We start from the raw sequence: 21,383 nt of genomic DNA on the forward strand, positions 1-21,383 counted from the left end.
TTAATAAATTTTTACAATATAAAAATCCAAGCTATCTATAACTTGGATTTAAACTCATTTTAATCTATATATTATTTTATCATACTTATTTATGCTTTTTATTTTTTCTGGTTATACCAGGCAACTGCATTTTTTTCTAATTCTTTTACAAATGAATCTTTTCCCAAGCAATATGATTCAATATCATATGGGTATTTATTTGCCAACTCTTGCTTTAATTCTCCATATTCATGTGCTTTTTCAGGGTGAGTTCTTAAATAATCTCTAACTGCAAGATGCCTTTTTATATTATGAGTATCACTTACCTCAAATATATGTATATGATGAGTTCTATTTTCTAAACCTTTTCTAAAGAATCGTCTACCTTTGATTCCATACTCCCCCATAAGCTCATATCCTAAGTTTTCAAATTCATGATTATACTTATCTACTTTTTCAATATTATTTACAACTGGTATAATATCAATGATAGGTTTAGCCTTTAAATTTTTAACTGAAGTACTTCCAATATGATGAATTTCTACTAATTCATCTTTAAGTATTTCTTTTATACTATCTGCTTCTTTTTGAAATAAAAAAGGCCACTCTGGATTGTAATCAACTACTACTATATTCATATTTACTCCCCCTTTTTATTATTTTATAGCTCATAAATATTTTAAATCCACTTATTATATTTGTATATTAAAAAGTAACTAATTTACTAATTATAAGTCTAGTTTTATATTAGTCCAATCTTTTTTTAGTAAATCCATATAAATCACATTACTAAATTCTCCATATCTACTATCAAAATATGCTTCTCTTATTACACCAATTTTTTTGAATCCAAATTTTTCGTATAAGCTTTTTGCTCTTTTATTATCTTCCATAGTAGTTAATTCAATTTTATTTAAGTTTAGAAATTTAAACATAAAATCAATAAAATGATATAATGCATCCTTCCCCTTTCCATTTCCTTGTTCATCTAATTCACAAATTTTTATACCTAATTCAGCCTTTTGATTTCTAGGATCATAATCACAGTAATTAACTTCTCCAATAGGTTTCAAATCTTCTTTATTACAAATGATAAATCTTTTGCTTATTGGAAACAACTGACTACTTTCAAATTCGTTAATAATACTATTTTTTATACTCTCTTTACTTTGGAGTACTCCAAATTTATGTGTTGCATGTTCCATTAATCCTCCACTATTCCACCAATTGTAAAGATACTCTTCATCTCCCATTTGTAGTGGCCTTATTATTATACCCTTTCCATATATCATATTGTATTTCCCCTTTTTAACTTATAGTTTATCTAAAAATTAATATATAAATTGTAAATACACTAGTAGTAAAATATATTCTTCTAGACTATTTTTTCTACTTAAAATATCATAAAGTAATGGTACTTTATAAAAAATATTATAATAGTAATCTACATAAGAAAACTAAAATAAAAAATTTATATATATATATTGAAACTATATGACTATATGATGCATCTTATATATGTAATTTGAACTATTAAGGAGATTGAGATGATAAAAAGCAACATTATAAAAAGGGGAAAAATATTTAATATAGGTCAAAAATCTTATTCCGAAGAGTTTTTGATAAAGCAATCACAATACGGCAATGATCATTCTTTTGAAAAACTAATAGACATATATGAAAGTTATCTTTATAAAATGGCATTTTTATATGTTAAAAATGAACACGATGCTTTAGATATATACCAAGAAACAGTGCTAAAAGCATATATGAATATATCAAAATTAAAAGATCCTAAATCATTTAAAACGTGGATAACAAAAATATTAATAAATAATGTTTATACAAGAAGTAGACATTACAATAAATTTCAAGATGAATGCGTTGAAGATTACATTGGTGATTTTTCATACTCAAATATTGAGGAAAAGTTAGACTTATATGATGCCATTGATATATTGGAAGAAAAATATAGAACGCCTATTATACTACAGTATTTTTATGATTTAACTACTCAACAGATTTCAGAAATAACAAATTCTAATGAGAATACCGTTAAAACTAACATAAGAAGAGCTAAGAAGAAAATGTATGATATATTAAAGGAGGATAAAAATGACTAAATTTGATGGTATAGAAATACCTCATAATATAAAAGAAGAAACTAGAAAAACTATAGAAAAGGGAAAACTCTTGAAGAGAAAGAAAACATTTAAACATATAAAAGTAGCATCCATAATTTTTTTATTAATTGGGGTATCTGTCACAACTTTGAATCCTTCTTTAGCAAATGAAATACCTAACTTAGATGGTTTGTTTGAAAATATGAGTTTTACTATGAAAGAAAAAGATAAATATACTACATATGCACAAGGAGTTAACTTAACTAAAACTGTAAATGGTGTAAGTGTAACTATTAATGAAATAGTCTGTGATGGCCATAAAATATATTTTACTTATACTATAAAATCAAAAAATAAATTACCTCGTCAAAGAGAAGAAGGCTTTTCTAAAGACCGTTTAATATTAGATATGAAAGTAAATGTAAAAAATGGAACTGCAACTGAAGTTGGAGGTTCAACAAAGGGCTATTTAGATGATTATACGTATGAAGGAATGACTACGTATGACTTAACATTTAAGGGTAAAAAAGCACCTAAAGTAATAAATTTAAATCTTTTAATAAATAATATCTATACAAATAAACCTGATTCTGAAACAGTATCTGAAAATATAGAAGGTCCTTTCAACTTTAAATTAAAAGTTTCACCTAATACATGGAGCAAAGTTATAAATGTAAATGAAACAAAAAATGGATTTACAGTTGACTCATTAGAAGTAAGCCCTTATAGTGTAACTGTTAATGTGCGATTCCCAAAGGAATTTATACTAGATAATGATAAATTCAAAGATCCATATATAAAATTAGAATACATGTATGCCTCAGGTTTTGGTGGTAAAAGCTATGAAGATGATATAAATACTAAGGAATATAAGATAAAAAATGGTATGGTTTATGATAGTATCGTAACCGATAATCATTATGGAATAGGATATTATAATACAACTCAGTATATAATAGTTAAATTTTTAGATTTAAAAGATAAATCAGAAGATAATGTTACTGAGTTTAAAGTTTATATAAATAACGATAATACTAATAATTAAATACTATCTTTAAGAACGATGTTTAATTATTAAATTGATATGTGAATAAAAGTAGATAAAATTTGTTATATTACTAATTAAGCCAGCAAATAATTTGCTGGCTTATATTTACTTATCTTTTAAGTTAGTATTTCTTATTATCAATTTTAAAGAATAATATACAGTTAAAATTACGCCTATAGATGATAATACTTTACTACAAGTTAGAAGAATTTCTCCTATACCGTATAGTCCAAATTGATAAAATCCACCTACTAATGCATCTTGAAATATTGTTGCTGAAAGTAGCGCAATAATAACGCTACCTAAAATGCAATATACTAATTTAATATCATTTCCCAAAATAACACCCTCTAAATTTTAATTTATTTAATAGTTAGTTTTAAATATATAACAATTGTTCATTTCTATATAGTTTATATATACTTATATTATAACCTAAGAGCAATAATAATATATTAAAAAGTCAACAATAGCCTTTTGTTGAAATTACGAGTTATTTTTTATAATCTATTCATTAATATTAGAACTATATTCCCATATCTTACCTTTATCATCACTTATAAAATAAATAGTCTTATTATTATCTCTAAGATTAACAGGTAAAATTCCTTTATCATTTTTAAACTTAGGTGTACGAGGTGTTGCATAGTCAGATGCATATTCATAAGGAAGATGTATCTCTAACTTTTCCCAAGTAACTCCAGCATTATCAGTTCTATATACTGTAGGATTATTTTCACTTTCATATCTAAATCCAACAAATCCTATCTTATCATCTAAAAATCCAATTCCTGTAACTACGCGAGAATAAACTTCATTGGTATTGCCTATTTCATTCCACGACTTTCCGCCATCTTTAGTCACATATATATAATTATACTGCTTACCCATAGCTGTATCAGTAGTCGTTGTACAATATCCTACATCATTTGAACTAAATCCTATAAATAGTTCTCCACCTTGATAAGCATTTTCTAAAGTTACTTTATTCCAAGATTTGCCTTTATCATCGCTAATAGTTATTAATATATCTGATTCATTTGTAGATATAAATGCTGTTTTCTTATGTGATATATAATAAGTATTTTCCTTTAGGTACATATTATTCTTATCCTTTGAACAATTTGATAGTGCATATTCATTTGGAATAGGCACATCTACCCAAGTTTTCTTTTTGTCATAGCTTAATTTTATTCCATCCCACTCTATTGAGTAATATATACCTGCTACTTTTTTAAATTCTAATGAATCTAGTTCTTCTTTTGTTTTATTTAATAATTCCTTGTCTTTATCTTTATTTGAGTAATTTACTGATTTTAATCCGTCTATAGTAACGCTATTACCTTCATCAACTACCTTATACTCATCCTTATCCATTTTTTTAATTCTCATTGTACGTTCTGTTGAAGTGTAGTCTCTCTCACCATTTACATCGATGTCAATTTCAAAATACACTTGACCTACAAACTCATTTTTATCTCCTGCTACTATTTTTATTTCTGTGGCTTTATATGTAGCATTCATATTATCTTTAGCATAAGATTCTTTGCCTTTTTTTACGTATTCTTCAAAGAATTTATTAGTAATATCAATTAATTTATTCATTTGACTCTTTTTGTATGTAGAATACAAAGGGATTGATACTAATATTACAGTAAATATAATTATCCCAATTATTATAAATTTTTTCTTATTATTCATTTTTACATCCTCTTATCTAAAATTTCCCTTTCTTAAGTTAAACTCTTTTAATTAATTTAATAAATCCATTTTTCTCTGACTCACTATTAAATGCACTACAAGGTATTACATATACAGGATTTAATTTTTGAATATATAAAACAATTCTTCCATCTTTCTCAGCCACATTATCAATAGCTTTAGCTTTATGTTCTGAGTGACTTTTTTCACTTTTACATATAAGATTACCATCGGAAATTTCAAGTGATTTTTCTCCTAACATTGATGGGTTTAACTCTATAAATTTATCTATTGTATTACTTACACTTTTTTTAATGATTCTTTTTAGTAAAGAATGAAATATTGTATAAATAATAATTAGTATTACTATTACACTAATATATGGTTTGTTATCTATATTATAAAATGTAGACATTTCATATAGAAAATAAAAAATAGTCCCATAAGAATAAGCATTCCAAAACCCATCTGTATTGATTTTACTAATAGAGAGCTTTTATACAAACTTTCATATCCCTTTTCATAATCTTCACGTGTATTTTCATAATTTATAACCATTGTCTTCTCCTCTATATTTTTTTAGATAATTTACATCTAATATTTTTGATATCTATAATTTATATACTAAATATAGATTTAAGTTTTTGATATTATTTATTCAGCTACTTTACAGATACCTTTTATTATTAGACCTTTATTTTGTATAAAACGTTTTTAAAAATTTATTTTTTATTTATAAATTTTAAAAATAAAAACTGGGTATAGGTAGGTTTGCCCTACTTATACCCAGTTTTATTTTATCTATCTTTATATAAGCACATATTTAACTGCTTAATTTATTATGTTTTGGTGTAATAATAGCAGAAGTAATAATTAAAACTATACTTAAAATCCATGGTTTAAGTTCAAAATTATTAAATAATAGATTAGCTCCTGCTAGTATAAATAAACTGTACTTAATTAAAAATAATATTGAGTTTTTTGAAACACTTTTTATATAAATTATTCTTAAGCATAAATAAACCATTCTAATCCCTAAAAAACATAATAAAACGCCTAAAAAATCTTGAATTAAATAATAATAATGAAATTCCATATAAAATTACTCCTTATCTTACAGCATTTATAAATAATATATACTTACACGATTTTAGATAGTTGTACTTTTTAACTCTTGTTCTTCATAAGTTTTCATTGTAATTCCAGTAACACCATATATAAATGATATTATTGGAGTTATCCAACTTAAGAAACAATACGGTATAAATTCAAATGGGCTAACTCCCAATGTTTGACTAGAAAATATTGCATTAGAGTTCCAAGGTATTAATGGTCCTCCTAATGTAGCAGTATCTTCTATTATTCTAGATAAATTTTCTGGTTTTAAATTAAATTCTTTGTATAAAGGAGACATTACAGTTCCAACAAATACAGATGTAAACATCATAGAAGAACTAAAAGCATTTGCAAAGTAACTAACAACAAATGTAGATCCAACTAATTTAGCTCTAGAATTACCTATTTTATCTATCATAGGTTTTAATAATACTTCTAAAAATCCTGTTTTTTGTAATATCCCAGCCACTATAAATACTATAAATACTAATAGTACCGTTTCAGCCATACTCATTATTCCTCCACGATTTAATAGCTTATCTGCATAAGTTATTCCAGTTTTTATAGAGTATCCATTAAGAACATAGTTTAATAAATCTCCAACTTTTTGACCTTCTTGAACTACTGCTATAATACCTCCTAAAATAGCAGATGCTAATATAGAAACTATAGGTGGCTTTTGAAGTAGTAATAATATAAGCAAAAATATTATAGGAAGTAATGATACAAGACCAATATTAAATGTAGAACTTAAAACTTCCTTTATTTGATTTATTTGATTATAGTCTATAACATTATTAGCATATTTAAATCCTATAACTGTATATAAAACTATACATATTAGATAAGCTGGAACAGTTGTAAGCATCATATGCTTAATATGCGTAATTATATCAGTTTTACAAATAGCAGCAGCTAGGTTTGTAGAATCTGATAATGGAGACATTTTATCTCCAAAGAATGCACCAGATATTATAGCCCCAGCTGTAATACCAGCAGGAATCCCCATACTGTTACCAATACTCATTAGAGCTATCCCAGAAGTTCCTAAAGTACCCCAAGATGTTCCAGTAGATAATGAAGTAAGAGAACATAATATTAATGATGTAAGTAAAAAGTACTTAGGGGTTATTATTGTAAGACCACTATAAACTATTGTTGGTATTGTACCTCCAGCAATCCAAGTAGCAATTAAAACTCCAACATAAAGTATAATTATATTAGATTGAAAAGCACTCTTTCCAACTTCAAATCCGAATTCTTCTATCTCACTGTTAGTGTATCCTAAACTCATAGCAGCAGGCACTACTATTAACCAAGATAATAAAAACATTGTAGTTATAGATGCTTTAAATACAACCATACCAACAGTAGTTAAACTTATAATAGCTATCATTACTAACATTGCAAATTTAAATGTAGGTTTTCTTTTTTCTATATTTTCACTCATGATTTTATTTCCTCTCGATTTTTAATATATTTATTTTAAAATAGCTTTATTAATTCTTTCTAAAGCTTCTTTAACCATTGATCTAGGACAAGCTAGATTTATTCTTTGGTAATTGTAGCCTCCAATACCAAAAGATGATCCATTATTTAAAGCAACCTTACTTTTTTCAACTAAAAGTTTATTAAGTTCATTCTCGTTTAATCCTAATTCACTAAAGTCTACCCATAATAAGTAAGTTCCTTCAGGTTTTTTAACTTTAAGAGAAGGCATATTGTATTTGATATAATTTATAGCAAAATCCATATTTCCCTCTAAATATTCAAGTAGTTCTTCTAACCAATCTTCACCATGATTGTATGCAGCTTCTGTGGCAACCAAGCTAAATGCATTGTTTCTTCTTATATCAATTCTAGAAAATGCAAAGTCTAGTGTTTTGTAATCATCTTTATTGGGAAGTATTACATATGACATTTGCAAACCTGCTATATTAAAAGTCTTAGTAGGTGCCATACAAGTAATACTATTTTGAGCAAATTCTTCACTTATTGAAGCAAAAGGTGTATGACTATAACCTTTAAAAATTATATCGCTGTGTATTTCGTCTGAAATAACTTTTACATTATGCTTAAGACAAATATCACCTAATCTTTTTAGTTCTTCTTTTGTCCAAACCCTACCAACTGGATTGTGAGGGTTACAAAGGATAAATAGTTTAACATCTTTGATTTTAGACTCAATATCCTCATAATCCATAACATAACTTCCATCTTCTAATTTTTTTAATGGACTTATAACTAGTTTTCTTTCGTTATCCTTTACAACACTATTAAATGGACTGTATACAGGTTCTTGAATCATGACTTTATCATTTTTGTTAGTCATTTCTTGAATTATTAAACTTATAGTTGGTATAACACCAGGGCTATAAATTAACCATTCACTTTTTATATTCCAGTTAAATCTTTTTAAAATCCAATTTACAATTGACTGATTATAAGAATTTGGTCTAGTTGTATAACCGTAAATTCCTTGTTCTAATCTACTCTTAAGAGCATCTATTATACAAGGTGCTGTTTTAAAATCCATGTCAGCTACCCACATAGGTAAAATGTCATTAGTTCCATATTTTTTATCCATCTCTGACCATTTTGCTGAAAAGTTATTGCTTCTGTCTATTACCTCATCAAATTTATATTTCATAATTAAATTACCTCCTATATTATTGATTTTTAAATACAAAAACCCGTCTCTAATTTAATAGAGACGAGGTATACTCGCGGTTCCACTCTAATTCAGATATAAAAAATATATCTACGCTCGAAAATTCCAGCACTAACATGCCTAATCACTATAACGGGTGATCCCGGAGAACTCTACTGTTAATTCGAGCTTCTGCTCCAAAGTGCACTTCACATTTCTTCTAAATAGAAAACTCTCACCTATGTTTTCCTCTCTGTGATTTTCCAAAACGCTACTTTACTTTTTCAATGCATTTATAACCTACTAATTTGGTATGGATTTATATAAATCATAATATGATATATTTTAAAAGTCAATCATTTTTTAAATATTTTTTAAATAAAAAATTTAATTAAGTTATTCTAAGTGTTATACAATCATGGTATTTCAACGACTCCACCAAGATTTATTTTTTAATCGATTCTCCCTAATATTATTTTTAAAGACCATTTGAATAATTATAATAACAAAAGGAGCATCAATAATTAATGCTCCTTTACTATGCTCTAAAGTGAAATTTTTAAAATTATTAGAGCAATATTTATGCTTACTTTTATAAATTAGTTATTAAACCATTCACTAGGTGATTGATTAAAGTAATGAGGTGAAAACTCTATAACCTGGTAATCTTGTATACCTGAAAGTTTAAATGGTTCGTCAGATAGATAATCCTCTACTTTTTCAAGAGACTCTGCTTTCATAACAAATATTCCACCACTCATATTTTCTTTAAGTCCAGACATTAATATTAAGCCTTCATCCATCGCTTTTTTAGAATAAACCATGTGTTCTTGCATAGTATTTTCATCAATTGGATCTGAATTTTTTATTATACCTTCAACAATAAAATATTTCATTTTTTGTTATACTCCTTCAACTATATATGATAAATATATTAAACTAATATTTTTTATTACTAGCCTTAAAATACCCTTAAAAATACATTTAAAAAACCATTTTTATGCTAAAAACTCCAATTTTTATTTCTTATATACATATTCAATAATTATTCCTATGATTACACTCAGTACTATAAACTTAGTTATATATTTAAATATTACTTCCAGTATTGCTCAAAATATTATTCTCAATTATAAATAATTAAATTTTTAGTTCATTAAAGTTTACGTCCTATATACAATCCATGCATACTATATCCTATTATACTTTTATCTTCACAAGTATCTAAATGATATTTAATCCATAAATCAAACTCCTTGTACTCAAATTGATTAACTTCATTTCTAAGTAAATCAGATACCCCATCAGTACCTAAATGATGTAACTTTTCTATTGAATTAGAGTTCATTAAAGCTTCAATTTCATCGTAATTTGAAAAATAAAAAACATCTCTTGAATCCCCAAACTCACAACCATGTTCTACTACTCTTTTAAGCTCTATATCATTTATATTATCTTTATTTCGATGCATCATCTTTATAAATTGAGAAAGTCTATTTGTATATGATATAGCTAATACGCCTTTAGGCTTTAATACTCTTAAACACTCTTTTATACAAGTATCTCTATCCTTTTCTGTTGTAAGATGATACAAAGGTCCTAAGCACAAAATCACATCAAATGTATTATCATTAAACATACTTAAATCTAATACATTTCCTTGAATTATCTCTATATTACTTGAATTAGAGCTAGATTTACCTTTCATTATTTCTACATGCTTTTCACATAACTCTAAAGCTGTTACATTAACCCCTTTTTCGCTATAGTAAAAAGAGTATCTACCAGTCCCTGCTCCAACTTCTAATATCTTGTTATCATTTTTAATGTACTTATCTAAATAATTAACTGTTGTAATAAACTCAACATTATGAGCCTTATCTTTTATTAATCTGCTATCTTCATCGTAGTCCTCGTAATACTTTTTTAACTCTTCAAAAATATTTATAACTACCACCAACCTTTTAATTTATTAATTAAATAGTAGTATATAATATAGTATTTATGCTATAAAAATAAGATGTTAATTATTAAATAGCTTTCAAAACTATTTCAATTTGAAATAATTAAAAACAGTTGCACATATTTTATAGTTGTTATATATTATATATAACAACCATAAAAATAAATTCTAAAGGGGATATGAGTATGTTGGATAAAAAAATATTAAATAAAAATGACTTAAAGGTAAGTTTTATATTTATGATTTTATCAGGATTAGGGGGACTATTTACAGGATTATATCAACTTCCACTTTTAAATCCTGAGCAACTTCAGGGAATGTCTAAGGAAATTTTCATAAGTATATTTACAATTCAAAGTGCCATATTATACGGACTTATTTTAGGATTCTTAGGATTAAAACTATCTAGAGCAACAAACTTAAACAAAGGCTTATTACAAAATATATTCACTGAAAAAAAGTATAAGTTCAATTTATGTAGTGCTAAACTAGCAATCTTATTTGGATTTATAAATGCAGCAGTAATAACTTTATCTGAAAAGTTCGTATTTGCTAAATTAATTCCAGAAATAGCTAACTCAACTTCTACATTTTCACCGTTATATTTATTGTCTGGAATAGTGTATGGTGGGATAGTTGAAGAAATCATGCTAAGATTATTTTTTATGTCACTAGTTACTTTTATATTATATAAAATATTTGCAAGAAAAAAAGATAAGGAAGATATCCCACAAAGTTTTTACTGGACTTCTATAATAATATCAAGTTTAGTATTTGCTCTAGGACATTTACCCGCAGTTTATTTAAGCTTTAATGTAACGTCTATTGTACTTTTTAGAATTATATTTATGAATGCTTTCGCAGGAATATTATTTGGATATATATATTGGAAAAAAGGCTTGGAATATTCTATTATATCTCACATGTTTTCACATATATTTATGCAATTATTATTTTTACCTATACTATTTTAAATTAAAATTACTTATTAATCATTTATATACTAAAAATAAACAAAGAGGCTATTTAAATTAAATAGCCTCTTTGTTTATTAAAACTAGCTCTGAAAATTCTCCCCTTTAAATAATACAGTTTATATATTATTCAAAGTATGATCTACATACTTATAGACAAAAATCATTGAATTTATTTTTATAATTAATAATAGGGCTCAATATGAGTTATAACCTGAATATTTATTTTAATAAAGAAGTAATTTCCCCTAAATAATATATATTTAACACATGAAGAGCTCTCGTTAGACAAGTGTAAAATAGTAATCTTTCCTCTTCACTGTTATAATTTTTATTACTTGCATCATAAATAAGAACTACGTCAAATTCAAGACCTTTAGCTAGATATGAAGGTATCACTAATACACCATTTTTATAATCATCATCATCTTTTGTTATAGATACTGTATCGATATTATTTGCTTTTAATAAGCTATATACATCTTTAGCTTCACGTGCTGTTTTTGTAATAATAGCAACAGATTTATAATTATTTTCCTTATAATCTTTTATATCTTCAATAAGCTTTTTATTCATATATTCTTTATCTGTAAAACCAATAACATTAGGCTCATCACCATGTCTTTCAACATATTCATCACTTACATTTTCATTTAAAATATTTCTTGAAAATTTAGTAATTTCCATTGTTGAACGATAACTCTTTGTTAGGTTTATTATGCAAGTATCATCCTTTGATATATTATAAATATTATTATAATTTCCAACATTCATAAATGGATTAATTGATTGATTTATATCTCCTAATATAGTCATATTGGCAGATTTAAAAAGTTGATAAAATATTTCATATTGTAGTGGTGTGTAATCTTGTGCCTCATCTATAATTACATATTTAATTTGTGATGTATTTAGAATATCCCCAAGTGCAACCTTTAAGTATAAAAGTGCAACTTGATCTTCATAATAAAGAGTCTCTGCATTTAAGTTATCTATTGTATAAGTCTTTATATGATCTATAAAATTCTTATCATATTCAATATTTATTTTATTTGAAATTGTATTTAAATTTTTAAATAGATTTTTATAAATCTCAATTAAATTAAACTCTGTCATTTGTGAAATTTTAGCATATATCTCTTGTAAATTTTCTTTTACAATAGAAGTGCTTTTCTCTACCATTTCTTCTTTATCTATAAACTCTCCAGACTTGTCAAGTTCTTGATATACTTCATCAATCCAAGCCTTTTCATATGGTTCAACAAGAAACGCTATTCTTGATTTTATTTTTTGAAGTCTTCTTTTAACTGGTAAATTTGAATAATCATTTATAAATAGATTTTGTATATCTTGTGATGAAATTATTAATTTATCTCTTACAATAATATCTTCAAAATCTCTAGATATTGTTTCTAAGTCATTTATATATCGTTTTAAAATATTCATAAACTCTACTGCTGTCTTAAACTTTATATTTTTAATTCTATCTTTATAGGTTAATTTTTCATTAGAATCAAGTATATATTCCATCATCTCTGAAGAAGTCTCTTTCTTAAATTGATTACTTAGCTCTTTATGCATGTAGTCTTTAAATGTTGTTTGATACATATTATCCTCACCAAGTTGAGGTAATACATTTGAAATATAGTCATTAAAAATATTATTTGGAGAAAATATTATTATATTTTGAGGTGTTATCCTATCTTTGTGTTTATATAGTAAATATGCAATTCTATGAAGTGCTACAGAAGTTTTACCACTTCCCGCAGCTCCTTGAACAATTAGATGTTTACAATCTTCATTACGAATTACTTTATTTTGCTCTCTTTGAATAGTTGTAACTATACCTTTCATTTTATCATCAGAGTTTTTACTCAAGATCTCTTGTAGCATTTCATCATCAATACTTAAATTACTATCAAACATATACTCAATTTTTTCGTTATTTATTTTGTATTGTCTTTTACCAGTAATTTCTCCAGAGATTATACCTTCTGGACATTCATAGCTTGCAAGGCCTATTTCATAGTCATAAAACATACTCGAAATAGATGCTCTCCAGTCATACACAAGAAAATCATAATCTTCATCAATAAGATTTGATAACCCAATATAACACTTTTGAGTAAAATCTTCATTTTCTTCAACAAAGTCAATTCGACCGAAATAAGGAGATTCAAGCATTTTTTCATACTTTTCTTCAAGTTTTTTAGTAAACTCATGGCTTCTTTTTTGATTTTTCATAGTATCCATAAATGACATGAAGTCTGAAAGTTGGTCTAATCCATTTTGTATAGAAATAGATCCTAAGTCATTCCATAGTTCTCTTTGTGTTTCTCTAGCCTCTTTTTCTAACTTATCTTTAGCATTACGTTTTTCATCAAGTTGTCTTTTAGCCTCTTTAAGAACTTTTTGCAACCACTCATTTTCGAGATTCCATTCATAATTATTTAGACTCATAGTATATCCTCCTTTATTATATAAATTAACTTGTTTAATTCACTCTATCAATTATATAGAAATGGAGATATATTCCTAGTCTTAAAAAAAGAATCTATTTATGGTATAATTACAGTGGGATAGAAATAAGACATTTTCTATCCCATAAAAATATAGATTAAACTATTTTATTTTAAAACTGGTATCTTCCTTAAACTTCTTACGGCTAGGGTTGCCTTCTACCCTCCAAATTTGATTATTTTTCAAATCATAAACTACTGACCAAACAGTATCAGCATTAGTTTTTCTGTCATATTGACACATAAATCCATACTTACCACCAAGTAAATTCGTAGCAAAATCTAGACCATACTTATCTTTATTCTTAACTAAGGCATTTTTAGTTGTTTCATATCTCTCACCAGAACGCCAATCGTCTATTTGAGTGTTTTTATAGTCTTCCATTTCAGTAGTGTTAAAATTATTAGCAGTTGCTACAAAATCTTCTCCAACTTTTGGTGTTATCACTACCACTTTTTCACAGTTACATTCAACTACCGCTATATGGCCATTTTTATCAGCAAGGGTAATAGTTTGTTGTGAGGCTATTGGTAGCGTTTTTATGGCTGTAATTGCCTCTTGCGTAGTTTTACATTTTTCAAGAATATATCTAACTAATAATCCTGCGTTAAATCCTGGTTTTCTTAATTTTGGATATATAAAAGTTAAACCTACTGCTAAACCTTCTTCATTTACTCCATCTTCCATTTGAACAAAGGCTGTTGTATTTCCATTAAATGAGTAAACATTATCTAAGTTGTAAAGACAGTTCATATATAGTTTTTCTAGACTTACTAAAAAATCACTGTTTCTACCAAATAAAATTTGCTCTTTGTTATTTATGGCAAAACAAGTACATTTATTATCAAATTCAAAACAATACATAGAAAATAACATTCCACATAAGTATTCAAAGGAAGTTTCATTTCCATGGGCGATTCCTTTAACTTCTTGAACTATCTCAGGATAATATTTTTCAAATATCTCTTTACATTCTTTTCCAAATTGGATTTTTGTTTCTTCTACCTCATAAGTGGGACAGTTGTTTAGTGTCTTTCCATTTTTATTTAGTAAAGCTCCCCACTTATATCCTGCTTCATAGTGGGTTCCTTTAAATCTTCCATGATACATAATTTTATTCTCCTATTGTCTGTATTAGGCTCCGGAACCTAAATTCATTATATTTGAATAAAATTTTATATTCAACGATTATATAAAATTGATAACATTTATCAATTTTATATAATCTAAACCCATTGAAATTACTATATTTTGTATTTATAAAATTATAATTTAAGTTTTAAATTTTACAATTAATTGTAGTAAAACAAGTATCAATAAATTTATTTAATACCTATTTACTAATTGTTTATCTAGGTTATATTAAGACTATTTTAATTGTTATCATATTTAAAATTCTCAATATTAGTATTTCCAAGAGCTTATAATATTACTAAATAAATCAAATAATAAAAATGACTATAATTTTTATTATAGTCATTTTCTCATTTATTATATATCTATTATTTTAAATCTCTATTACCATCTAATGTATTATGAGTTTCAGGACCTGCACCTGCTCTTGTTACATATCTTTTATTACCATTACTATCAATTTCAACTATTGTTTCTGTATCTGTATTTGTATTTTCAGCCTCTGAATAAAGAAGTTGTCTACCTAAATCTTTTAAATCTTCCATAAGTGATTTATCTTCCATTTGTTTATCTCCTTTATTTTTTATTGTTCTCTTTAATTTATATTAGATACCTTGCAATATTTTCAATTAAATTTAAGATATCCAATATTTTATTATTGACGCTAAAAAAGGCAAATTTCTCCGAATTTCTTTAGATTTTTTCTTATACTATTCTTCCTTTAATTCTATAAAAACATATTTAAATATTATATTTTCCTTGCGATTAAAAAAAGGCACATTACATTATAATGTTCCTTTAACTATTTTTTAATTAAAAACAAATTTATCAATCGCTACTCCAAGTACTATTCCTATACTATAACTTATTAAATTCTCCCATAAAAAAACATATCCTAGTACTAATCCTCCAAGAGTAGTTGCTCGTATATTATTTATCCAATCAGCTTGATATAACTGACTCACCTCTATAGAAAAAGAAAAAATAATTGCTACTAAAAAACTCTTTAAAATAGTTAGTTTTAAAAATAAAAACCTAAATCCGTAATAAACCATCATAGCCCAAAACATGTCACCTACAAATGGAGCAATACTTTGGGGAAATATAAACATAAATTTTCTTGATAATAAGCCCATAAATATTACTGATATGGTAATTATAAAATATGTAATCCTCTTTTTCAAAATATCACCACCTTAGAGCTTTTATTTAATATATCCATTATCCTTCTATTAGAATTTTTAAATATGTATTTAATATAACATTTAGTTTACTATGACTATAATTAAGATTATAATTAAACTGTATTTCAAAATATTAATTTATTATAACTTAAATAGAGGTGATCTATATTCAAGCAATTAAAAACGCAATTATAATATTATTACATTTCATATTCTTTGTTGTATTATTCTATTTTCTTTCAGCCGATTATATAGTATCTATTACTTTTATAGGATTAGCATTACTAGGAGCTAATGTTTTGAGAATGAAAAATGAATGATTGATAATAAAGTATCAAATCATTCATTTAAAAATTTCATTATTCGCTAACTTAAATGTAAACATATATAACATCTTTTAATATATAAACTAAATATTTTACTAATATTTAGTTTATTTTTTCTTTTCTCAATTATATATAACAAAAATATAGTCCATAAGTGATAAATTTAAATATATAGTCTCTCTCTCCTTTAGACCATTTTTTTAGCTACTTCACTTATTTCCTTTACTAAATTAATATCAATGATTTTTACCATATTTTCATCAAAGAAAACATCTTTATAGCTCTTACATCCCACTGCAAAAGGTACACCTAATTTTCTAAATAAATATATTTTTGCTTCTTCATAATACAATTTATCAAAACTATTGTCTATTATAGATATTATTTGTTTTAATTCTTCTATAGTTATAATAGATTTAATTAAATAACTTTCTATTATATTTAGTATTAATATTTCTTTTTTTCCAACCTCATCTGTTTTATATACTTGTTCAAATATATTTTTAGTATTTTCACATACTACATTCTTTGATACAAGGCTTTCTATATCAAATTTTTTATCACTTTCTTTTTTAGCAAACATATTTGCCATATCATCTAAAGATATGTCATCTTTCATTGATAATATATATTCTATTCTTTCTAAAACTTTTTCTTTAGGTAAAAATGTTTCTTGACCTGTAAAAGTAGATTTTTTTATAAACCATTCTTCAGGTATAATGTTTTTTCTTTTCCATCTATATAATTGTCCATAAGAGATATTAGTAACTTCTAGTAATTCCTTTTTAGATATTAAATTTTCTTCCATAATTCCTCCTACTTAAATCCTGCTACTGCTTACTACAGTAGAATCAGATGATACTTCTAATACGTCGTTATATTCTACATTATCAATTCTACATTTATTATTCAACTTAATTTCTTTGCCTCTTATGTTTTTTACATTAGATTTTTCTAAACTTATTCTGTCTCCCTCTATTAAGTTACAACTTAAAGTTCCTATTCTATCAAATAAAGTAACAGGCTTAAAAATTCCTTTAGGCTTTTTTGTAACTTCTATAGTACTAGCTCCAATTTCATTGCAATTACATCTTCCTCTTGGAGCTATAATTACTTCTTCTGCATTTAATAGGCCATTACAAATAATATTTCCATATATATTTATAACTTCTGATTCTATATTTTTGTCTACTTTTAAGTCCCCATAAGATTTTATATACTTAGAATTTATATTTTCTTTGCATCTTAGTGAGCCCTTTATTGCAACATTGTTACACTCCATATTATAAAAAGACTCCACTTCTCCAGTTACCACTAAGTTATTTATTTTACAAGTTCCTTTTACAACTAAGTCACCTACTACCTTAAGACTATCACAAATTAAATTTCCGTCTATCCTAGTGCTACCTATTACTTTAAAATCCTTACAATTTAAAGTACCTTTTATAGTAGAATCCGAAATTACTTTTAAACTTTCAAACTCTAAATTACCATCAAAACTACAATCTCCAACTATTTTTACTTTATTTGCTTTTATATTACCTACCGATTCGCCACTTCCTATAATCTTTATATTGTTATACTCACCTTCAGAGATAAATCCATCACCTAATAACTTTATATTTGATTTCTCCATTTTTTCCTCCTATATTTTATTTACATTATCAACTTTTGATAATTCATTTATATCAATACTTTCACTATATTCTATTGTTTTTATTTTACAGTTCTCACCTATAACTATGTTTTTACATCTTACTATATCAACATCACAGTCTGATAACTTTATATTGTCACCTTCAATTACTTTAATGTATACTTTGTTGTTTTTAATTTTTTTAGGTACAAATACTTTAAATATATTCTTAGATTTTTCTTCACCACATATTTCAATATTAGTTGCACCTATTTCACCAATTTTTGATTCTCCTACTGCAAATAAATAAAAATCTTCACAATTTATAAGTCCATCACATCTAATATTACCTTCTATGTCTATTTTCTCGCTTTCAATATCTTCTTTTACCTTTATGCAGCCTTCTCCTGAAATATTTTGAGATTTTATATTTTTTTCAATAGTTGCAACTCCCGATACATTTATATTTTGTGCTTCTAATGATTCACTACTATTTAGTACTCCTGATACTGTAAACTCTTCACAATGTATATTTTTACTATTTTTTAATACTCCTGAGACATCAAATTTATTGCATTTTAAATCTCCATCAATTGAATAAACACCTGATATATTTATATCTTCAAATTTTCCGCCACCACTTCGTCCTACTCCGTCTAATCTTATAGAGTGTAATTTATTATTCATATTAACTCCTTTCATAACAATGTTTTATTTAATATATTTATAGTAGCAAAACATTGTTGCACTGTCAAGAATAATAAGCATATAAAAAAGTTGCCTCTTAAAATGATTACTAAATCACTTTGAGGCAACTCCTTTTAAATCAAAGCTAAGATATATTTATCTAAATAGTACTATCTACATCTACAGCATCTGCAACAACATCCACATCTTCTGCAGATTCTAAAACGGAAAAATAATCTATTACAACCTCTACAACGACAAAGCATATTATCATCTCCTTGTATTAAGCGATTTTACTCGCTTAATACAAGCTATGTAATTAAACGAAAAATGTCACTCTTTTACAAAATAATTCTTTTTGTACGTTTTTCTTAAAATTAATAATTATTCGACTCTATATAATACTCTCTTTTTAATAAAGATAATACTTCTACATCTTTAGGAAAGTAATCTTGTATAATATAGTCTCTTAATATACCCTCTTTTTTAAATCCTGACTTTTCAAGTAATTTAAGAGATGCTTTATTTTCCAAAAATACTACTGCGCTAATTCTATTTATATCTAATTGCTCAAACCCAAATTTTATTACTTCACTTATAGCTTCTGTTGTGAATCCTTGATTCCAATAATACTGGTTTAAATCATATCCTATCTCTGCTCTTTTATTTTTTGTATCTAGTAAATCATATCCTATAGTTCCAATTAATTTATTATTATTTTTGTGTACCATTGCCCATCTCATACCTCTAGTATCATTATAATCGTATTCTAGATTAGCGATTATTTCATATGATTCTCTTATACTATTTAATGGTTCTCTACCTAAGTTTCTAGTTACTGTATAATTTGATAGGTATTCAAACATATCAACTGCATCATATTGAGTTATTTGTCTTAGATATAATCTAGTTGTTTCTAGTAATTGAAATTCCATTTAATCACCTCTTTTGATTCTATCGTTCATCTTGTGCAATATATTTAATATAAACGACATGCTTTATCAATAATTAAATATATTAATAAAAGATTTTAGTACATCCCTAAAATATATGATAATATAAATTATATATGTATTTATTAGGACGATTTTACAATGAACAATGTAGTAATTAAAGATGAATACAACAATCATACTATATCTATCTCTGACGATACGTCAAATTTAGTATTTCAATCTTCTAAGAATAATATGGAGCTTTCTAAAGATATGGTAAGCCGTTATGAAGTAAAGTATATAGGATACAAGAGAAATATTACAGATGTTATAGTTATAATTATTCTAGGATTTTTATTTATGGGTATATTCGGACTATTATGGGGTCACAGCTAGCAAATCAGATATAGATTATCGTGTAGTTTATATTGAATATTATGATGGAAATAAAAGTTTGATTAAAATTGATAATAAAAACTTTGAAATATTAGTATCAAGCTTATTTTAGTTATTATGATATCTTCTAACTAAGGTCCATAGTACAATTAAAAATACAAACTAAAGACTATATTCTAAAATATAAGAATATAGTCTTTTATAGATTCTCTAAATTCATCTAAGATACTTTTATTTTTATCTTTATAATGATGGTATTAATTCATATTATTCTCCTGTATTATTAATAAAATAAATTTTAAAACTCTTATCCCCTTTATTATATTCTAAGGGTACAAGCTTTATAATTTTATAATCTATTTATTTTTTATTGTTATTTTTTTTAAAGTAAATTATTTTACATATGTAAGAACCATCTCTTAATATTTACATATGATATATAGAACAATATTTATATCATAAAAAGGGGAATCAGCAATGGAAAGAAATTATTGGCAAGAGTATTGGGACAATTATTATAAGTTTATGGCTGTATATATTAGAGAGTTACAAAATGCATATCCTAATGCGGATATTACAAATGAATACGTAGAAGTTGCTAACTTATTTGCGCCTTCTATGCCTTTTGAAGATTACGAAAATTATGATGAATTTGACGATGGTGATAACTATTCAGAAGAGGATAACGATCCTCCTTTTATATCACCTAGTGGCGGGCAATCTGCTGCTCCTTTTGCATCACCTGGTGGTGGGCAATCTCCTACTCCTTTTATATCACCTGGTGGTGGGCAATTTACTATAAATAACTGTAGGAGAATGGCAATAGTTAGGATAGAAATGAGAAGAGGTTTTAATCCTTCTAATTTCTTCTTGATCGTAGATAGAGCTGATCGTAGGAGTATTCAAGGATTTAGAATAGCTTGCGAAGCTGGTAGAGTTAGATTTATACCAATGGCTGTAGAATATAGAAATATTAACCTTATAGAATGCGCATTTTAGATTAAATTTAAT

At 25.8% G+C, this 21,383-nt stretch carries 24 protein-coding genes and 1 other annotated feature; of the genes, 5 read left to right on the forward strand and 19 right to left on the reverse strand.

Going from position 1 to position 21,383, the window contains the following annotated elements; all coding sequences use genetic code 11:
- Positions 1–98: 98 nt before the first annotated feature.
- Positions 99–617, reverse strand: coding sequence for a GrpB family protein (locus tag JWF52_RS10405; RefSeq protein WP_208333493.1), 519 nt, complete (start codon positions 615–617; stop codon positions 99–101).
- A 90-nt stretch (positions 618–707) separates the two neighbouring features.
- Positions 708–1,271 (reverse strand): GNAT family N-acetyltransferase, encoded by a 564-nt coding sequence (locus JWF52_RS10410; protein ID WP_208333494.1) that lies wholly within the window; start codon positions 1,269–1,271, stop codon positions 708–710.
- Between the two features lie 255 nt (positions 1,272–1,526).
- On the opposite strand from JWF52_RS10410, the gene JWF52_RS10415 reads away from it, so the two are divergent.
- Positions 1,527–2,102 carry a sigma-70 family RNA polymerase sigma factor gene (locus JWF52_RS10415; protein WP_208333495.1) on the forward strand — a complete coding sequence of 192 codons (576 nt, stop codon included), beginning with the start codon at positions 1,527–1,529 and terminating at the stop codon, positions 2,100–2,102.
- Positions 2,095–3,147, forward strand: a complete 1,053-nt coding sequence (locus JWF52_RS10420) for a DUF4179 domain-containing protein (protein ID WP_208333496.1) — start codon at positions 2,095–2,097, stop codon at positions 3,145–3,147. The genes JWF52_RS10415 and JWF52_RS10420 overlap by 8 nt, the downstream gene beginning before the upstream one ends.
- Positions 3,148–3,255: 108 nt before the next feature.
- Here the strand turns inward: JWF52_RS10420 and JWF52_RS10425 are convergent, their stop codons facing one another.
- The 9 genes from JWF52_RS10425 to JWF52_RS10465 all read right to left on the reverse strand — a co-directional run bounded on the left by JWF52_RS10425 (position 3,256) and on the right by JWF52_RS10465 (position 10,574).
- Complete coding sequence (locus JWF52_RS10425) at positions 3,256–3,489, reverse strand: hypothetical protein (protein WP_208333497.1); 234 nt, start codon at positions 3,487–3,489, stop codon at positions 3,256–3,258.
- A 168-nt stretch (positions 3,490–3,657) separates the two neighbouring features.
- Complete coding sequence (locus JWF52_RS10430) at positions 3,658–4,851, reverse strand: WD40/YVTN/BNR-like repeat-containing protein (RefSeq protein ID WP_208333498.1); 1,194 nt, start codon at positions 4,849–4,851, stop codon at positions 3,658–3,660.
- A gap of 37 nt (positions 4,852–4,888) precedes the next feature.
- Positions 4,889–5,266 (reverse strand): YcxB family protein, encoded by a 378-nt coding sequence (locus JWF52_RS10435; protein WP_208333499.1) that lies wholly within the window; start codon positions 5,264–5,266, stop codon positions 4,889–4,891.
- Entirely contained in the window at positions 5,245–5,409 is a 165-nt protein-coding gene (locus tag JWF52_RS10440) for a hypothetical protein (protein ID WP_208333500.1), read from the reverse strand. Before JWF52_RS10440 ends, JWF52_RS10435 begins: the two co-directional genes overlap by 22 nt.
- Before the next feature lie 265 nt (positions 5,410–5,674).
- On the reverse strand, positions 5,675–5,947 hold the full coding sequence (locus tag JWF52_RS10445) for a hypothetical protein (RefSeq protein WP_208333501.1): 273 nt from the start codon (positions 5,945–5,947) through the stop codon (positions 5,675–5,677).
- Positions 5,948–6,001: 54 nt separating this feature from the next.
- A complete protein-coding gene (gene nhaC, locus JWF52_RS10450) occupies positions 6,002–7,417 on the reverse strand; it encodes a Na+/H+ antiporter NhaC (protein ID WP_208333502.1) in 1,416 nt (471 codons plus the stop codon).
- A 30-nt stretch (positions 7,418–7,447) separates the two neighbouring features.
- The gene (locus JWF52_RS10455; RefSeq protein ID WP_208333503.1) at positions 7,448–8,617 is read right to left on the reverse strand and encodes a MalY/PatB family protein; all 1,170 of its coding nucleotides are present in this window, start codon (positions 8,615–8,617) and stop codon (positions 7,448–7,450) included.
- 56 nt (positions 8,618–8,673) lie between these two features.
- Positions 8,674–8,914 (reverse strand) — a binding site (T-box leader).
- A 302-nt stretch (positions 8,915–9,216) separates the two neighbouring features.
- Positions 9,217–9,513: a YciI family protein gene (locus JWF52_RS10460; protein ID WP_208333504.1), complete on the reverse strand. Its 297-nt coding sequence runs from the start codon at positions 9,511–9,513 to the stop codon at positions 9,217–9,219.
- Positions 9,514–9,773: 260 nt separating this feature from the next.
- A complete protein-coding gene (locus tag JWF52_RS10465; protein ID WP_208333505.1) occupies positions 9,774–10,574 on the reverse strand; it encodes a class I SAM-dependent methyltransferase in 801 nt (266 codons plus the stop codon).
- Between the two features lie 191 nt (positions 10,575–10,765).
- On the opposite strand from JWF52_RS10465, the gene JWF52_RS10470 reads away from it, so the two are divergent.
- Positions 10,766–11,554, forward strand: coding sequence for a CPBP family intramembrane glutamic endopeptidase (locus JWF52_RS10470; protein WP_208333506.1), 789 nt, complete (start codon positions 10,766–10,768; stop codon positions 11,552–11,554).
- Between the two features lie 222 nt (positions 11,555–11,776).
- On the opposite strand, the gene helD is transcribed toward JWF52_RS10470, so the two are convergent.
- From helD to JWF52_RS10510, 8 genes are all read right to left on the reverse strand, one after another.
- Positions 11,777–14,014 carry an RNA polymerase recycling motor HelD gene (gene helD, locus JWF52_RS10475; RefSeq protein WP_208333507.1) on the reverse strand — a complete coding sequence of 746 codons (2,238 nt, stop codon included), beginning with the start codon at positions 14,012–14,014 and terminating at the stop codon, positions 11,777–11,779.
- Between the two features lie 162 nt (positions 14,015–14,176).
- The gene (locus JWF52_RS10480) at positions 14,177–15,184 is read right to left on the reverse strand and encodes a C45 family autoproteolytic acyltransferase/hydrolase (RefSeq protein ID WP_208333508.1); all 1,008 of its coding nucleotides are present in this window, start codon (positions 15,182–15,184) and stop codon (positions 14,177–14,179) included.
- A 392-nt stretch (positions 15,185–15,576) separates the two neighbouring features.
- Positions 15,577–15,771: a hypothetical protein gene (locus tag JWF52_RS10485; protein ID WP_208333509.1), complete on the reverse strand. Its 195-nt coding sequence runs from the start codon at positions 15,769–15,771 to the stop codon at positions 15,577–15,579.
- Between the two features lie 246 nt (positions 15,772–16,017).
- Positions 16,018–16,392 carry a ribosomal maturation YjgA family protein gene (locus JWF52_RS10490; protein WP_286184107.1) on the reverse strand — a complete coding sequence of 125 codons (375 nt, stop codon included), beginning with the start codon at positions 16,390–16,392 and terminating at the stop codon, positions 16,018–16,020.
- Between the two features lie 513 nt (positions 16,393–16,905).
- Positions 16,906–17,526 (reverse strand): DUF4004 family protein, encoded by a 621-nt coding sequence (locus JWF52_RS10495; RefSeq protein ID WP_208333510.1) that lies wholly within the window; start codon positions 17,524–17,526, stop codon positions 16,906–16,908.
- 12 nt (positions 17,527–17,538) lie between these two features.
- Complete coding sequence (locus tag JWF52_RS10500; RefSeq protein ID WP_208333511.1) at positions 17,539–18,354, reverse strand: polymer-forming cytoskeletal protein; 816 nt, start codon at positions 18,352–18,354, stop codon at positions 17,539–17,541.
- Between the two features lie 9 nt (positions 18,355–18,363).
- Positions 18,364–19,041, reverse strand: a complete 678-nt coding sequence (locus tag JWF52_RS10505; RefSeq protein WP_208333512.1) for a hypothetical protein — start codon at positions 19,039–19,041, stop codon at positions 18,364–18,366.
- A 377-nt stretch (positions 19,042–19,418) separates the two neighbouring features.
- Positions 19,419–19,976, reverse strand: coding sequence for a GNAT family N-acetyltransferase (locus tag JWF52_RS10510; protein WP_208333513.1), 558 nt, complete (start codon positions 19,974–19,976; stop codon positions 19,419–19,421).
- A gap of 159 nt (positions 19,977–20,135) precedes the next feature.
- Here JWF52_RS10510 and JWF52_RS10515 point away from each other — a divergent pair, with 159 nt between their 5' ends.
- Together JWF52_RS10515 and JWF52_RS10520 are read left to right on the forward strand one after the other, a co-directional pair.
- The gene (locus JWF52_RS10515; RefSeq protein ID WP_208333514.1) at positions 20,136–20,372 is read left to right on the forward strand and encodes a hypothetical protein; all 237 of its coding nucleotides are present in this window, start codon (positions 20,136–20,138) and stop codon (positions 20,370–20,372) included.
- Between the two features lie 477 nt (positions 20,373–20,849).
- Positions 20,850–21,371, forward strand: coding sequence for a hypothetical protein (locus JWF52_RS10520; protein ID WP_208333515.1), 522 nt, complete (start codon positions 20,850–20,852; stop codon positions 21,369–21,371).
- Positions 21,372–21,383: the final 12 nt, after the last annotated feature.

The organism is Clostridium sp. CCUG 7971, from assembly GCF_017590215.1.
Taxonomy (GTDB): Bacteria; Bacillota; Clostridia; order Peptostreptococcales; family Peptostreptococcaceae; genus Faecalimicrobium.

What these genes read in the sequence shown, in the direction of transcription:
- JWF52_RS10405 (WP_208333493.1), bottom strand. Translation starts at nt 617, where the DNA reads ATGAATATAGTAGTAGTTGATTACAATCCAGAGTGGCCTTTTTTATTT.
- JWF52_RS10410 (WP_208333494.1), bottom strand. Translation starts at nt 1,271, where the DNA reads ATGATATATGGAAAGGGTATAATAATAAGGCCACTACAAATGGGAGAT.
- JWF52_RS10415 (WP_208333495.1), top strand. Translation starts at nt 1,527, where the DNA reads ATGATAAAAAGCAACATTATAAAAAGGGGAAAAATATTTAATATAGGT.
- JWF52_RS10420 (WP_208333496.1), top strand. Translation starts at nt 2,095, where the DNA reads ATGACTAAATTTGATGGTATAGAAATACCTCATAATATAAAAGAAGAA.
- JWF52_RS10430 (WP_208333498.1), bottom strand. Translation starts at nt 4,851, where the DNA reads ATGAATAATAAGAAAAAATTTATAATAATTGGGATAATTATATTTACT.
- JWF52_RS10435 (WP_208333499.1), bottom strand. Translation starts at nt 5,266, where the DNA reads ATGTCTACATTTTATAATATAGATAACAAACCATATATTAGTGTAATA.
- JWF52_RS10440 (WP_208333500.1), bottom strand. Translation starts at nt 5,409, where the DNA reads ATGGTTATAAATTATGAAAATACACGTGAAGATTATGAAAAGGGATAT.
- JWF52_RS10445 (WP_208333501.1), bottom strand. Translation starts at nt 5,947, where the DNA reads ATGGAATTTCATTATTATTATTTAATTCAAGATTTTTTAGGCGTTTTA.
- nhaC (WP_208333502.1), bottom strand. Translation starts at nt 7,417, where the DNA reads ATGAGTGAAAATATAGAAAAAAGAAAACCTACATTTAAATTTGCAATG.
- JWF52_RS10455 (WP_208333503.1), bottom strand. Translation starts at nt 8,617, where the DNA reads ATGAAATATAAATTTGATGAGGTAATAGACAGAAGCAATAACTTTTCA.
- JWF52_RS10460 (WP_208333504.1), bottom strand. Translation starts at nt 9,513, where the DNA reads ATGAAATATTTTATTGTTGAAGGTATAATAAAAAATTCAGATCCAATT.
- JWF52_RS10470 (WP_208333506.1), top strand. Translation starts at nt 10,766, where the DNA reads ATGTTGGATAAAAAAATATTAAATAAAAATGACTTAAAGGTAAGTTTT.
- helD (WP_208333507.1), bottom strand. Translation starts at nt 14,014, where the DNA reads ATGAGTCTAAATAATTATGAATGGAATCTCGAAAATGAGTGGTTGCAA.
- JWF52_RS10480 (WP_208333508.1), bottom strand. Translation starts at nt 15,184, where the DNA reads ATGTATCATGGAAGATTTAAAGGAACCCACTATGAAGCAGGATATAAG.
- JWF52_RS10485 (WP_208333509.1), bottom strand. Translation starts at nt 15,771, where the DNA reads ATGGAAGATAAATCACTTATGGAAGATTTAAAAGATTTAGGTAGACAA.
- JWF52_RS10495 (WP_208333510.1), bottom strand. Translation starts at nt 17,526, where the DNA reads ATGGAAGAAAATTTAATATCTAAAAAGGAATTACTAGAAGTTACTAAT.
- JWF52_RS10500 (WP_208333511.1), bottom strand. Translation starts at nt 18,354, where the DNA reads ATGGAGAAATCAAATATAAAGTTATTAGGTGATGGATTTATCTCTGAA.
- JWF52_RS10505 (WP_208333512.1), bottom strand. Translation starts at nt 19,041, where the DNA reads ATGAATAATAAATTACACTCTATAAGATTAGACGGAGTAGGACGAAGT.
- JWF52_RS10510 (WP_208333513.1), bottom strand. Translation starts at nt 19,976, where the DNA reads ATGGAATTTCAATTACTAGAAACAACTAGATTATATCTAAGACAAATA.
- JWF52_RS10515 (WP_208333514.1), top strand. Translation starts at nt 20,136, where the DNA reads ATGAACAATGTAGTAATTAAAGATGAATACAACAATCATACTATATCT.
- JWF52_RS10520 (WP_208333515.1), top strand. Translation starts at nt 20,850, where the DNA reads ATGGAAAGAAATTATTGGCAAGAGTATTGGGACAATTATTATAAGTTT.